Origin of the sequence: Saliniradius amylolyticus (assembly GCF_003143555.1) — a bacterium.
GTDB classification, from domain to species: domain Bacteria; phylum Pseudomonadota; class Gammaproteobacteria; order Enterobacterales; family Alteromonadaceae; genus Saliniradius; species Saliniradius amylolyticus.
On sequence record NZ_CP029347.1, the window covers coordinates 2981417 to 2995627 of the forward strand.

Consider the following 14211-nt stretch of genomic DNA (forward strand, 5'->3'; position numbering starts at 1 on the left):
ACCATATTGATGATCTTTGAGGTTGATCTGGCCGTAATTGCGTTTATTTTTCTAACGTAAGTTCGAACGAAATAACACTCAACGACCTTGGTATCTGGGAAACTGCACATGTTAAAGAAACTCTCGCTCAATCATCTTTTTATCGCTAATTTAGGTTTCTCTGGTGCCTTGGCAGCGCTCGTTGTAGTGAGCCACCTGTTCAAGCAGAACTCTGTAGTCTGGCTAATACTTGGCCTGCTGTTTTTTGCCGCCAGTATTTTGGTTTTTTGGGCGAGTCGCGAAGCGGTATTAACAGGGCTTCAGGAACTAAAGAAGATGACCGGGGCTATTGCTAACGGTAACTTCGGTGTCAGGGCGGATTTGGACAGCGGCAATGAATTTGGGCAGATTGCCCGTCAGCTGAATAAAGGTCTGAAGCAGTTTTCCAGGGCGATGACTCGTATTGATAAGGCTGTTGAAAGACTCAACCAACTGGCCGAGCGCACAACCAAAGTCTCGGCCCGCGCGAGATCGTCGAATGACAAACTTAATAAGCAATCGTCGCAAATATCCTCTACCACGGAAGAAATTGCGGTCAGTATCAATCAGGTCGCGGAAACCTTTCAAAACATTGCTCAGCAGACCGATCAAGCGAATGACGGGGCGACATCGGCAGGGAGCTCACTTCAGGCTCTGGTAGAAAAGCTTGGCACGCTTAAGCATTCGGTTACCGTCTTCGATCAAAATTTCGAAGAAGTTGAGAACAGTGCCAAAAAAATCGACAGCTTTGTGGAGATTATTGAGGGCATCGCCGATCAAACCAACTTACTGGCTTTAAACGCTGCGATTGAGGCGGCAAGGGCCGGTGAACAGGGACGGGGCTTTGCAGTGGTGGCCGACGAAGTTCGCAGTCTGGCTAAAAAGACTCAAGAGTCCACCTCGGACATTACCTCTATGACGTCCGATCTGCGTAATCTTATCAAGCAGTCTGCAAAGGAAAGTGAGCTTTCCCTCGAACTTGCCAATGAGTCCGAATCTCTCGCCAACTCTACCAGCGAACAGGTGGTCTCGGTACTCAATGAGGTGGGTCAGATTGCTTCGGGAATGGAAGCGGCCAGCGTGACCGCGCAGCAACAAAGCAGCGCCGTTGAGTCCCTGAGCGAGAGCCTGCAATCGCTCAGCGAGCTCTGCGACGACTCTGCTGAACAATCACAAGATTTACACGAAAACGCCTCTGAACTGGTCAATATCAGCAATCAGCTTATGGAGCAGGTCGATGATCTTGATGGCGACGATTAACGGCCAAGGTTCGACTTCATCACCGGTCAACGCCGTCTGGGGGGGATGAGCGGATGGTTTCTTATCGAGACCACGGCGTCACTAAATGGCAATCCGCATATTTTTTTGCTAAACCGTGACGGATGAATGTCTTAATCGCTGAAGATAGTAAAAGTTATCGACTCCTGCTGAAAGCTTACCTTGATCAGTTGGGGCATGAGGTAACAGCGGTGACCGATGGCCAACAAGCCCTTGATGTCTTTCAACAACAAGGCAACGCCCTCGATCTCATCCTGATGGATGTTGAGATGCCGGTGGTCAATGGCATCGAAGCGGTAGAATCAATTCGAACCATTCAACAGACCGCTGATATTGAGTGGACACCGGTTATTTTTCTCAGCGCCAGCACTGACGAGGCCGACCTCGAAGCCAGCATCGCCTCGGGGGGAGACGATTACCTGGTAAAGCCGGTCAGCCAGCGCGTGCTATCGGCAAAGATGCTTGCAATGGAACGTATTATTAAAATGCGTCAGCGCTTAATTCAGGCCAACTCTGAGTTAAAAGCCCTCGCCTCCGTCGATCCACTGACAGGTTTATACAACAGGAGACATTTTGAACGCATCGCTCATGAGGAGATCCGCAAAGCTTACCGCCACGGAAGAAATCTCTGCCTGGCGATTCTGGATTTGGACCACTTTAAAAGTATTAATGATGGTTATGGGCACGATGCGGGCGACAAGACATTGATCACCGTCGGCAGTGCAGTCCGGGCCGCGCTTCGAAGCGGTGATCTCTTCGCACGTCTGGGAGGCGAAGAATTCGGTCTGTTGATTACAGAGTGTGATCATTCATCCATCATCCCCGTGCTTGAACGTTACCGGGAGATCATCGCCAGTCAGTCTATTCCATTAGAAAACGGCGACACCATCCAGGTCACCACAAGTGTTGGTGCCTGCCTCCTGGGTGACTCTCAGCGAGAAGATTTCTCTCAACTCTATAAGCAAGCCGACATCGCGTTATATCGGTCTAAGCACAACGGCCGTAACCGGGTGACGTTAAGTTCAGCCGGGTCAGAACGCTAATCCACCCAGTGGCGCAGCAGGTTTTGTAACGCATTGCTCAGGCGATCAAACTGCGCCGATTTACCATTCTGGTCATACTCAGTGCGTCCGGCCAGAGCGAGATCAAAGCATATTTCTCGTTGCCAGCTTTCTCGCAGACGGCTTTGCATCCAACCTACCAGCGCCAGACGCTGGCCCTGGGTGACTTCAGTGACCTGATGCAGGTAGTGGCTGGGATACAGCAATAATTCCCCTGCTCCCAGGCGCCAGGCCCGGTCGCCGCTGTGGTCCTGCAACACCAACTCACCACCTTCATAGTCGTCGAGCGGCGTGAGTCCTAAAGTAAAGGAAATATCGGTCCGTTGACCATCCATAATGGCATCGTCCGTATGCCAGCCATAAGCCTGCCCCGGCGTATAACGATTTAACATGGGATTAATGATGACCTTGGGCTGGGCAGCCTGAGCCACTACTGGATGGCGCTGGAGCGCGCTGAGCAGTAATTTAATGGCGCTGTGCTGGCTGTCTTTATAGCGGATTTGCTGATTGTTTTTAACCTCTCTGGCGGCCCGCCCGGCACTGTGTGTACCAGATAAGAAATCCTCTTCTTTTATGCTGTCGCGCACCGCTTCGAGGGTGCCTGCATCGACCACATTTTTTAGCTGTATGATCATAAAATCCAAATGGTATTGAGAATCACTATCAATAGTGCCACTATACGGCAATCTCATCATATTGCACAGAGGAAGGATAATGGTAGAAAAACGTAGGGTCTGGGCTGGCGTCAGCGCCGCCTTGTTAGGCACAGTGGCGACTTCCAACACCGCCATGTCTCAGGACAATCCCATTCTGAAGCAGGAATCGGCTATCTATTCCTTCTGGGAAGGCGAAGGAGAAGGTGAGGGCGAAGGTGGCAGTGTGGATCTACGTAGCGACCACGGCGAGTTTCTGGCCCGATTGGGACTGGTCCGCGGCCACCTTTGGATCGGTATGCAGCTGTACCAAAACGGTCATACGGACATGGCCAAGACCCATATGAAACATCCCAAGGATGAATTGTATTCCGCTCTGGTCCCGGCGTTTAAGGCCAGAAACCTGCCCGGCTTCGCCGAGGAGCTGACGGCACTTAGCCAAAGCGTGATGCAGGAGGCCGATCCAGAGCAGGTCGAGATAAACTACCAGGCCTTACAGCAAGCCATCAGCCAGAACGAGCAAGTGGATCAGTACGACGCCGAAACCGTGTTAATCAGTATTGCCAAGATGCTGCGCACCTCGGCCGACGAATACGCCATCGGCGTTGAGCAGGGCGAGCTGGTTAACGCTCACGAATATCAGGATGCGCTCGGGTTTAAAACCGTGGCGCTGGCGCGTTTAAATGCCATGAATGAAGTTCAAAAATCCGATTACGCCGGCGACTTACAGCAAGTGCGCGCCCTTATCGACGACTTATCCGACTTCTGGCCTGATATTACCCCCGAAGGCGAACTCGACGGCGATATCAGCCGCATCTACGCTACAGCCGCCCGGGTCGAGTTGATTGGCATGAACCTGTAACTACAAGCCAAACCGCAGATGCCAACCGGCATCTGCGACTTATCAGTTCATGGTCACAAATTCTTCGGCACTGGTGGGATGAATGGCCACAGTGCTGTCAAACTGGGCTTTGGTGGCGCCCATTTTGATGGCCACCGCAAAGCCTTGAAGAATTTCATCCATGCCCATTCCGATGCCGTGTAAGCCCACCACTTTCTCCTCTGGCCCCACACACACCAGCTTCATGCGTGTGGCTTGGCGGTGCCGGGTGACGGCCGTATACATGGCAGCAAAGTTGGAGGTGTAGACCTTCACGTTATCTTTACCATAATGCTCTATGGCTTCAGGTTCAGTCAGGCCGACCGTGCCGATCACTGGATGGCTGAACACCACCGTCGGGATCAGTGAATAATCCATCTTGGCATGAGACTGGCCGTTAAACAGCCGCTCGGACAGCAAGCGCCCGGCTTTGATCGCCACCGGCGTCAGTTCGGCCTGGCCAATAATATCGCCCACCGCATAAATATTTTCGGCACTGGTATTTTGGTATTCGTCCACCTGAATGCGGCCCTTATCGTCCCGCTTAACCCCAGTGGCGTCCAGATTCAGGTTATCGGTATTAGGCTTGCGTCCGATAGCCCAGATCAGACAGTCCACTTCCAGGTTCTGACCATCATTAAAGGTTACCGCAAGGCTGCCATCGGCATTCTTGTCGACCTTCTCCACCTGAGTTTGGGTATGAACCTCTAGCCCCTCTTGCTTCATCAGCTCCAGCAGAGTTTCACTGAGCATGGGATCAAAGCTGCGCAGCGGCTTGTCTTTACGAATTGCCAGATGGGTCTCACTGCCAAAGGCCTTCAGCACCCCGGCCAGCTCCACCGCTATATAGCCCGCGCCCACCACCAGGGTACGTTTGGGCATCTCGGTCAGGGCGAAGAAACCATCCGAGTCGATGCCATACTCAGCCCCGGGCACGTCAGGGAATACCGCCTGGCCACCGGTGGCAATCAGGATATGGTCGGCCTGATAGTGTTCACCGGCCACCTCGACGGTATTGGTATCGACAAACCTGGCATACCCCTTAATGAGCTCCACACCGTTATTACCCAGCATCCGGTCGTAGGACTGATGAATACGACCGATATAGGCCTCACGGCTTTCTACCAGTTTCTTCCAACTAAAATCATTGACTGCCACATCGAAGCCGTAATCCGGCGAATACTTATGGATGGCCTCGGCCACCTGAGCGCCAAACCACATAGCTTTTTTGGGCACGCAGCCTACATTGACGCAGGTACCGCCCACCGCCTTGCCCTCGATCAGGGCCACCTTGGCACCATGCCTGGCCGCTCTATTGGCCGAGGCAATACCTCCACTGCCGGCACCGATACAGATATAATCGAACTTTTTCATGCAGCCTCTCGCTCTGAATACTGAAAAGGGATAAGAACGGCTTTCATGCTATTGGCTTACGGAGAAAAATACAAAGCCCATAACACAGCAGGTTGAGATTACGCCTTTTGACCCTTATCTAGTAAACAGATTGATACCAATAGACAGGATTTGTATGACCACAGTGCTAGAGCAAACCCATAAGTTACCGGCTTTTTCCGACATCACGCCAGAACAGGTAAAACCTGCCATTGAGCGTGCTATCTCGCGTTGTAAGGAAGAGATCGAGAAGTTGGCTGAGCAAACTGAGATTTCCTGGCACTCCTTCGAGGCGCTGGAAGAAGCCGACGACCATCTGGGTAAGGTCTTCTCGCCCATCTCACATATGAATTCGGTAGTAAGCACCGACGAACTGCGTGAAGCCCACGATGCCTGTCTGCCATTACTGTCCGAATACAGCACCTATGTGGGTCAACATGAAGGTCTGTACAGCGCTTACAAGAGCCTGCGCGAGAGCACTGAATTTGCCAACCTGAGCAAGGCCCAGCAGAAGGTAGTTACCAATGCCATCCGTGACTTCGAGCTGTCCGGTGTGGCTCTGCCTGAAGAAAAGAAAAAGCGCTATGCCGAGATTCAGAGCCGACTGTCTGACTTGTCTTCCCAGTTCAGCAACAACCTGATGGATGCTACCTTTGGTTGGTTTAAGCAGGTGACCGATAAAACCGAACTGGCTGGTCTGCCCGAGTCTGCGCTGGACGCCGCCGCCCAGACCGCCGAACAAAAAGAGCTGGACGGTTGGGTGTTTACTTTGGATATCCCGAGCTACCTGCCTGTGATGCTTTACGCCGACAACGCCAAGCTGCGTGAGGAGATGTACGTAGCCTTTACCACCAAAGCTTCCGACAAGGGTCCCAATGCTGGCAAGTGGGATAACAGCGCTATAATGGACGAAATCCTGAACCTTCGGCAGGAGCAAGCCGAACTGCTCGGCTTTAACAACTATGCAGCACTATCGCTGGCGACCAAGATGGCGGAATCCACCGAACAGGTGATGGGCTTCCTGGACGATTTGGCTAAGCGCTCAAAGCCCCAGGCCGAACAAGACCTCCAGGCGGTGAAAGACTTTGCGGCCAAAGAACATGGTGTGACCGAGTTAAATGCCTGGGATCTGGCCTATTACAGCGAAAAGCTCAAGCAAGCGAAATACGCCATCTCTGACGAGCAATTACGCCCTTATTTCCCCGAGCCTAAGGTGATTCAGGGTCTTTTCGAGGTGGTTCGCCGCCTGTATGGGCTGACCATCAAGCCAGTCAATGGCGTAGATACCTGGCATAAAGACGTCACCTTCTATGAAATTATCGACCAAAGTGGTGATATTCGCGGTAACTTCTATATGGACCTCTACGCCCGCCCCAAAAAACAAGGCGGCGCCTGGATGGATGTCTGCCGGGATCGCCGCCGTTTGACCGATGGCGATTTACAACGCCCGGTGGCTTACCTGACCTGTAACTTTAACGGTCCGGTAGGGGATAAGCCGGCCCTGTTTACGCACGATGAAGTCGTTACCTTGTTCCATGAGTTTGGTCATGGCTTGCATCATATGCTGACTAAAGTAGAAGCCACAGATGTGGCGGGCATCAATGGTGTGGCGTGGGATGCGGTGGAACTGCCCAGCCAGTTTCTTGAGAACTGGTGCTGGGAAGAAGAGGCCTTAGGCTTTATCTCTGGCCATTATGAAACCGGCCAACCTTTGCCCCATGACTTGCTGGAGAAAATGCTGGCGGCCAAGAACTATCAGTCCGCCATGCAGATGGTGCGCCAGCTGGAATTCAGCCTGTTCGACCTCCGGCTGCATATGGAATACAACGGTTCGACGAATCTAATCCAGAGCATTCTGGATCAGGTGCGTGAGCGAGTAGCAGTGGTCAAGCCACCCGAGTTTAATCGTTTCCAGCACAGCTTCGGCCATATCTTCGCCGGGGGCTACGCGGCAGGCTACTACAGCTACAAGTGGGCAGAGGTATTGTCCGCCGACGCCTTCTCCCGCTTTGAAGAGGAAGGCATCTTCAACCCGGATACCGGTCGCAGTTTCATGGAAAACATTCTGGAAAAAGGTGGCAGTCACGAGCCCATGGAGCTGTTTAAGGCCTTCCGCGGCCGTGAGCCTGAGGTGGATGCCTTGTTACGCCACTCCGGAATCGGTGACGCGGCTTAACGTTGCTTCTCTACTCAGACAGAAAATAGCATGCTGGACTATCTGGAAGACTTCGATGCCATCTACGCTCGCGCCAGCGAGCGTAAGGGCGGTGCGAATGGGCTGAAAGCCTTGTTGGGGGCGCCGGCTTCAAAGGAGGCCTTAAGCGCGCTGGGCGATGATCGGTACCTCGCCGCTTTTACCAAGAAGATCTTCCAATCCGGGTTTGTATGGAAAGTGGTGGAAAACAAATGGCCGGGATTTGAGGAGACCTTCTTCGGCTTCGATATCGACAAGGTATTAATGATGCCCGACGATATGTTGGAGCGTAAAGCCTCAGACCCGGCCATTATCCGTAACTTCCGCAAGGTCAAAACCATTCGCGATAATGCCTTGATGATCCGCGAACTCAGCCAAAAACACGGTGGTTTTGGCCACTTTATTGCCGATTGGCCCAGCGAGGATATCGTCGGGTTGTGGGCCGAGCTGAAAAAGCGCGGTCAGCGTCTGGGCGGCAACACCGGCCCCTTCGCATTGCGGGCGCTGGGTAAGGACACCTTTTTGTTGACCCAGGATGTGATCGGCTATTTTAGCCAGCGGGAGATTATCTCCGGCTCTGCCATTTCCAAACGCAGCCTGAAAACCATTCAGCAGGCCTTTAACCGTCTTCAGCAACAAAGTGACTGGTCACTGCAAGCCTTAAGTCAGCTTCTGGCCTTTAGCGTGGGTGACAACCACCGTTAGATCCCACCGGGACACTGGTCCGTATTACGCCAATACAGTACACTAGCGCCGATACTCTATTTTGATCGCCGATACGGCAAACAGGAGCGCCCATGAGCGAGCAATCCCAGTCCGACCAAACCCATTTTGGCTATAAGACCGTCGATAAGAAGCAAAAGGCATCAATGGTGGCCGATGTGTTTCACTCAGTGGCGGCCAAATACGATGTGATGAACGATCTGATGTCCATGGGCATTCATCGGCTGTGGAAACGCTTTACCATCGACTGTAGCGGTGTGCGTCGCGGCCAGACCGTATTGGATCTCGCCGGCGGCACCGGCGATCTGACCGCCAAGTTCTCCCGTATGGTGGGCCCTGAGGGCAAGGTAATTCTGGCCGATATCAATAACGCCATGCTCAAAGTTGGCCGGGATAAACTGCGTGACAACGGCATCGTCGGTAATGTGGATTACGTGCAGGCCAACGCCGAAGAACTGCCCTTTCCCGACAACAGCATCGATGTCATCACCATTGCCTTTGGCCTGCGCAACGTCACCGACAAAGACAAGGCGTTGCACTCCATGTACCGAGTGCTCAAGCCCGGTGGCCGACTACTGGTACTGGAGTTTTCCAAGCCGGTACACGAAGGCCTAAATAAAGTCTACGACGTCTATTCCTTCCATATTTTACCGAAAATGGGGCAACTGGTAGCCGGCGATGCCGACAGCTACCAATACCTAGCCGAGTCTATCCGCATGCACCCGGACCAGGAAACCCTTAAAAACATGATGGAACAGGCCGGATTTGAACAAACCAGCTACCACAATCTTACCGGCGGCATTGTCGCCCTGCATCGAGGGTTCAAGTTCTAATGATCCCGGCGGCACAGGGGCTGGCAGCCTTAATCGAGACCGCATTTAACCGACTCTTGGCGTTGGATGAGGCCAGCGTCGAGCGCATGCGTCCACTCGCAGGACAGAGTCTGTCGGTAAAGCTCCATGAGTTACCCTGGACTCTCACCTTTGCGTTCAGCGACCGGGTGGATGTACTGGTCGATGCCGATAACCAAGCCGACTGTCACCTGGCATTGTCACTGTCCACCTTGCCCAAGTTGCAGGATAGCGCCCAGCTGAGTCAGCTTATCCATCAGCAGGCCCTTATACTCAACGGCGATGTGCGCACCGCTCAGCTTTTCAGCCAGCTTATTAGTGAGCTGAACATCGATCTCGAAGAGATCCTGTCCCGCTACATTGGTGATGTGCCAGCCTACCGGCTGAGTCAGTCGGCACGCCAAGCTCGTAAGCAGCTCAAGACACGCTGGCAGACTTTTACTGAACTGGCCGCCGATGCGGCTTTGACCGAGAAGCCTATTGCCGTTCACAGGCTGGCGGTGACGGATTTTTGCGACAGAGTCAGCGAGTTGCGAGCCGACGCTGACCGGCTGGAAGCAAGACTTAAACAACTGGAACAACGAGGCCAATAAGTGCGTCTGCTGCGTTTATACACCATCAATAAAACCCTGTTACAGCACGGACTGGATACGCTGATCCCCAAGCGCTGGATGCCTTGGTATGCCCGATTAGCAAGGCGATGTATTTTCTGGTTGCGTAACCGCCACCCCGAACAGCCCAGAGGCAGACAAGCCAGATTGGCATTACAAAGCCTGGGCCCGGTATTTATCAAGTTTGGCCAGATGCTCTCAACCCGGCGTGATCTGCTGCCACCGGATATTGCCAACGAACTGGCGTTGCTGCAGGACAAGGTGCCACCCTTCGACGGTCATCACGCCCGTAAAATGGTGGAGCAGGCCTTAGAACTGAGAAGTATCGATGAACTCTTCGAACAGTTCGACCCCGTGCCTTTGGCATCGGCCTCCATCGCACAAGTGCATACCGCAAAATTTAAGACTTCCGGCCAGGAGATCGTCATCAAGGTGCTGAGGCCGGATATCGAGCGCACTATCCATGCCGACATGGAACTACTGGAAACGCTGGCCCAGGTGATGGAGCGCTGGCTGCCCGACGGAAAACGGTTGCGCCCGGTGGAAGTGGTGGCCGAATACCGTAAAACCATTCTGGATGAGTTGGATCTGCTGCGTGAGGCCGCCAATGGCATCCAGTTACGCCAGAACTTCACTAACTCCGACGCTCTCTATGTACCCAAGGTCTACAGCGATTATTGCCGTAAGAATGTGCTGGTAATGGAGCGAATCTACGGCATTCCGGTGTCCAATATCGAGGCCTTGAAAGCCCAGCACACCGATATGAAAAAGCTGGCTGAGCGTGGCGTAGAGGTGTTCTTCACTCAGGTATTCCGCGACAGCTTCTTTCATGCCGATATGCATCCGGGCAATATTTTTGTCGATACCACAAATCCGCAAGACCCCAAATACATTGGCATTGATTATGGCATCGTTGGCACTCTTAACAGCGAAGATAAGCGCTACCTGGCCGAGAACTTCGTAGCCTTCTTTAACCGCGATTATCGCAAGGTAGCCGAGCTGCACGTGGACTCAGGCTGGGTTCCGGCCGATACCAATATCGACGAGTTTGAGATGGCGGTGCGCACCGTCTGCGAGCCGATCTTCCAAAAACCTCTGGCGGATATCAGCTTCGGCGTTGTTTTGCTGCAACTGTTTAATACCGCCCGCCGCTTTAATATGACGGTCCAGCCACAACTGGTACTGCTGCAAAAAACCCTGCTCTATATCGAAGGTCTGGGTCGACAGTTATATCCCCAGCTCGATCTTTGGAAAACCGCCAAACCATTCCTGGAAAACTGGATGCAGGAACAAATCGGGGTAAAAGCCGTGTGGAAGAAAGTTAGAGCCAACCTGCCCTATTGGTCAGAGAAGCTTCCCGACATGCCAGACCTTATCTACGACAGTCTGAGACAGGTTAAGGATGCACCTGAACATCAACGTCGGTTGCTCAGTCAATGGCAGCTCCATCATCACACCCAGACTCAGCGTCAGCTGCTCGGGCTATTAGGCGCCGTAGCGCTAATCGGCGCAGCGTTGATGCCACTCTACCCACTACCCTGGCCCGCCCCGGTGCTCACCGGAACCGTCGGCATCAGTCTCTGGCTGAAAGCCTGGTTTCAGTAGCTTGGGCGACTTTTCCGGTATCAATGTTGTTCAACGCCAAGGCTTTCCGCAGGGCTGCAAGCCTGGCGGGACCAGCTCAGCACACCCTATGGTTCGCCAAAAAAACCCTCTACCCGCAGGGCCAACCCGTAAGAGGGCTTAAAGTCTTCTTCCCGGGACCAAAGTACAAAAGGCTCCACCTCAAAAAACAGCCACTTACGCACTGCATTGTGCCGCCAGCGCACACTGGTCAGGTACTCGGTGGCCCGATAATTGGGTTGATTGACCCCCTCGGCATACAAACTGCAGATCAGCGCGGTACTCTCGTCCGTTTGGATAAAATGTCTCAGGCTGTGCTGCCACAGCCAGTCATCGGTCTCATCACGAAAGTAGTAATGGTTTGCAAAACGAAGCAAGGCATTGTCACCGGTCTGGCGCTCATATTCGGCCATCAGGTGACTGCCAAAGCGATCCTGAGTGTAGTAATACACCGAGCCTTCGAGCTTTATCTTGTCATCGGCACTGATAGCGTAAGTTTTCTGTAGCGTGGATTTCGCGTAGGGCTGTAGCTTTCGCCCGACGCCCAGGCGGTGAGAGACTCGGAAATCCGTTTCTTCCTTTGGCGTCCAGCGCAAAGCTAGGCTGAAGCGATTACGATTGTCTATCGCGTCGTTACGGGCCGCCTTTACCGAAGTATTATCGTCCTGCTCGTCATAGTCGGACAAAATTAAATCCAGCTGCTGCTCCAGGTGAGGCAAGTCCACCTTTACCCTGAAGCGGCTGTCAAACTCGGCAAAGTCTCGGCTGCGGGGCTCCCAACCGAACATAATTCTTGCCTCCGACCCCGCCTTACGCTTTGTTAAGATCCCTTCCTCAGCAAAAAAGCCATCAAACCATCGGGCAGTTGCGTCCAAAGACTCGGACACCTCGAGCTGCATCTGATCCAGCCAGTGTTCTTGCTCTTGTTGTGCCTGCACCTGAAAAGCAATGAGCAATCCAAGCAGCAACGCGGAGTTCCAATACCTCACGATCTATCCTTAAACGCAATACGAATAGCGTAATACCATTGATAGCATGTTGTCAGACTGGGTAAAACCAATGACTTATAGGCTGTTGTCGTTATAATAAACTACTTTTTGATTTTAGGAGATCAACATGGGTGGAATCAGTATCTGGCAGTTGCTGATCGTGTTTGCCATTATAGTGTTGCTGTTCGGCACCAAAAAGCTGCGCAATATGGGCAGCGATCTCGGCTCTGCCGTGAAAGGCTTTAAAAAAGCGGTCAGTGATGAAGACAAGTCCTCTGCTGAGAATGACGCCGACTTCGACCCTAAGCAGGTGGAGAATAGCAGCGAGACCCCATCGAAGAGTGAGCAGAACCAGCCCGATAAAGAGCGACAGCGCAACGACTAACTATGTTCGATATCGGCTTCTGGGAATTATTAGTAATTGGCGTTATCGCGCTGCTGGTTCTTGGACCAGAGCGTTTGCCTGCTGCTGTGCGCAGCACCAGTCGCACCATTCGCGGTATTAAAGCGGTAGCCACCAATTTCCGCAATGAGATGGAACAACAGCTCAATGCTCAGGAATTGCATGAGCACCTGAGACAAGCCGAGCAGGGTGATATGAAAAACCTGTCACCCGAGGTCAAACAAAGCGTGGACCAGCTGAAAAAAGCCGCCGAGTCGGTGCGTAAACCCTATGATTCCGATGTCTGACTCCTCCTCCCTGTTCAGTCACCTTGTTGAATTGCGTAGCCGCATCCTGAGGGCATTGCTGGCGGTGTTACTGGTGTTTCTGTGTCTGGTTTATTTTGCCCAGGATCTCTACCATTATCTGGCTCAGCCGCTGATGGCGGTGTTGCCGGAAAATGGTCAGATGATCGCCACGGATGTGGCCTCACCGTTTTTCGCCCCTTTTAAGCTAACCCTGGTACTGTCGTTTTTTATTGCTATTCCTATAGTATTGCATCAGGTTTGGGGGTTCATCGCGCCGGGGCTGTACGCCAATGAAAAACGCCTGGTCGCGCCCCTGCTGCTAGCCAGCACATTACTGTTCTACGCCGGTATTGCCTTTGCTTACTTTGTCGTATTCCCTTTAGCGTTTGCCTTTTTCACCGGAGTGGCCCCCGAAGGCGTTGCCATCAACACCGATATCAGCAGCTATCTGAACTTTGTACTTAAGCTGTTCTTTGCTTTCGGTGTCTCCTTTCAGATCCCGGTTGCCATCCTCCTGTTGTGCTGGAGCGGCGCGACTACCCCGGCTAATTTGAGGCAAAAACGCCCCTATGTGATCGTTGGGGTCTTTATTATCGGCATGTTGCTCACGCCACCCGATGTGATCTCGCAAACTTTGTTGGCCCTGCCCATGTGGCTATTGTATGAGCTGGGCATCCTGGCAGGCGGTCTCTACACCGGTAAAAAGACAACCAACAACAATAATAAGGAACCAGAATGAAAATAAGCATACTTGCTCTAATCCCGTTATTATTAAGCGGCTACGGTCTGGCCCAGAGTTTGCCAGAACGGCTACAACGCTGTCAGCAGATCGACAGCGCCCTTAAGCGGTTAGACTGCTATGACCAGCTGGCCCGCAAAATGGCCGTACCGGGCAGTTCAACCCTGGAAAATAAAAAGCCCAAGCCAAACGCCTCCAAACCTGTCGTAGCAAAAGTACAAAATGAGAAAGCTAAGGCTAAGGCCGAGTTTGGCCTGACTGAGGCACAAAAGCAAAAGGATAAACCCAAGGTGGATCGCATTGAGGCGGTTGTCACCAAGCGGGAAAAAGGCCCCAGAGGTAAATGGTTGATTACCCTAGATAATGGGCAAATATGGAAACAAAATGATGGCGAATATTTTCCTTTTCCCCGTAATGGCGCCGTTTACATTGAGGAAGGCGCATTTGGCACCTACTACCTGAGCGCCGAAACTACAAACCGAATGATTAAGGTTAAGCGACTGCAGTAG

General features: G+C 52.7%; 15 protein-coding genes. 12 read left to right on the forward strand and 3 right to left on the reverse strand.

Going from position 1 to position 14211, the window contains the following annotated elements; all coding sequences use genetic code 11:
* Nucleotides 1-108: 108 nt before the first annotated feature.
* Complete coding sequence (locus tag HMF8227_RS13890; protein ID WP_109340751.1) at nt 109-1278, forward strand: methyl-accepting chemotaxis protein; 1170 nt, start codon at nt 109-111, stop codon at nt 1276-1278.
* Nucleotides 1279-1400: 122 nt separating this feature from the next.
* Entirely contained in the window at nt 1401-2339 is a 939-nt protein-coding gene (locus HMF8227_RS13895; RefSeq protein ID WP_109340752.1) for a GGDEF domain-containing response regulator, read from the forward strand.
* On the opposite strand, the gene HMF8227_RS13900 is transcribed toward HMF8227_RS13895, so the two are convergent.
* Nucleotides 2336-2992: a Fe2+-dependent dioxygenase gene (locus tag HMF8227_RS13900; RefSeq protein ID WP_109340753.1), complete on the reverse strand. Its 657-nt coding sequence runs from the start codon at nt 2990-2992 to the stop codon at nt 2336-2338. The two genes, HMF8227_RS13895 and HMF8227_RS13900, sit on opposite strands and share 4 nt — an antisense overlap.
* A gap of 79 nt (nt 2993-3071) precedes the next feature.
* Between HMF8227_RS13900 and HMF8227_RS13905 the strand changes: the two genes are divergently transcribed.
* Nucleotides 3072-3872, forward strand: a complete 801-nt coding sequence (locus HMF8227_RS13905; RefSeq protein WP_109340754.1) for a hypothetical protein — start codon at nt 3072-3074, stop codon at nt 3870-3872.
* 42 nt (nt 3873-3914) lie between these two features.
* Here the strand turns inward: HMF8227_RS13905 and gorA are convergent, their stop codons facing one another.
* Entirely contained in the window at nt 3915-5264 is a 1350-nt protein-coding gene (gene gorA, locus HMF8227_RS13910) for a glutathione-disulfide reductase (protein WP_109340755.1), read from the reverse strand.
* 154 nt (nt 5265-5418) lie between these two features.
* On the opposite strand from gorA, the gene prlC reads away from it, so the two are divergent.
* The 5 genes from prlC to ubiB all read left to right on the forward strand — a co-directional run bounded on the left by prlC (nt 5419) and on the right by ubiB (nt 11266).
* Nucleotides 5419-7458: an oligopeptidase A gene (gene prlC / locus HMF8227_RS13915; RefSeq protein ID WP_109340756.1), complete on the forward strand. Its 2040-nt coding sequence runs from the start codon at nt 5419-5421 to the stop codon at nt 7456-7458.
* A gap of 30 nt (nt 7459-7488) precedes the next feature.
* A complete protein-coding gene (locus HMF8227_RS13920; protein ID WP_109340757.1) occupies nt 7489-8181 on the forward strand; it encodes a DNA-3-methyladenine glycosylase I in 693 nt (230 codons plus the stop codon).
* Between the two features lie 92 nt (nt 8182-8273).
* Nucleotides 8274-9032 carry a bifunctional demethylmenaquinone methyltransferase/2-methoxy-6-polyprenyl-1,4-benzoquinol methylase UbiE gene (gene ubiE, locus HMF8227_RS13925; RefSeq protein ID WP_109340758.1) on the forward strand — a complete coding sequence of 253 codons (759 nt, stop codon included), beginning with the start codon at nt 8274-8276 and terminating at the stop codon, nt 9030-9032.
* Entirely contained in the window at nt 9032-9643 is a 612-nt protein-coding gene (locus HMF8227_RS13930) for a ubiquinone biosynthesis accessory factor UbiJ (protein WP_109340759.1), read from the forward strand. The genes ubiE and HMF8227_RS13930 overlap by 1 nt, the downstream gene beginning before the upstream one ends.
* Nucleotides 9644-11266, forward strand: coding sequence for a ubiquinone biosynthesis regulatory protein kinase UbiB (gene ubiB / locus HMF8227_RS13935; protein ID WP_109340760.1), 1623 nt, complete (start codon nt 9644-9646; stop codon nt 11264-11266). It abuts the gene before it with no gap.
* Between the two features lie 86 nt (nt 11267-11352).
* On the opposite strand, the gene HMF8227_RS13940 is transcribed toward ubiB, so the two are convergent.
* The gene (locus HMF8227_RS13940; protein WP_162558616.1) at nt 11353-12273 is read right to left on the reverse strand and encodes a hypothetical protein; all 921 of its coding nucleotides are present in this window, start codon (nt 12271-12273) and stop codon (nt 11353-11355) included.
* 127 nt (nt 12274-12400) lie between these two features.
* On the opposite strand from HMF8227_RS13940, the gene tatA reads away from it, so the two are divergent.
* Genes tatA through HMF8227_RS13960 form a run of 4 tightly spaced genes read left to right on the forward strand, consistent with a single transcriptional unit; the run spans nt 12401 to nt 14211 of the window.
* Entirely contained in the window at nt 12401-12658 is a 258-nt protein-coding gene (gene tatA, locus HMF8227_RS13945) for a Sec-independent protein translocase subunit TatA (protein ID WP_109340762.1), read from the forward strand.
* Between the two features lie 2 nt (nt 12659-12660).
* A complete protein-coding gene (tatB, locus tag HMF8227_RS13950; RefSeq protein ID WP_109340763.1) occupies nt 12661-12963 on the forward strand; it encodes a Sec-independent protein translocase protein TatB in 303 nt (100 codons plus the stop codon).
* Nucleotides 12956-13702 carry a twin-arginine translocase subunit TatC gene (gene tatC / locus HMF8227_RS13955; protein WP_109340764.1) on the forward strand — a complete coding sequence of 249 codons (747 nt, stop codon included), beginning with the start codon at nt 12956-12958 and terminating at the stop codon, nt 13700-13702. Before tatB ends, tatC begins: the two co-directional genes overlap by 8 nt.
* Nucleotides 13699-14211: a type VI secretion system-associated protein TagO gene (locus tag HMF8227_RS13960; protein ID WP_109340765.1), complete on the forward strand. Its 513-nt coding sequence runs from the start codon at nt 13699-13701 to the stop codon at nt 14209-14211. The genes tatC and HMF8227_RS13960 overlap by 4 nt, the downstream gene beginning before the upstream one ends.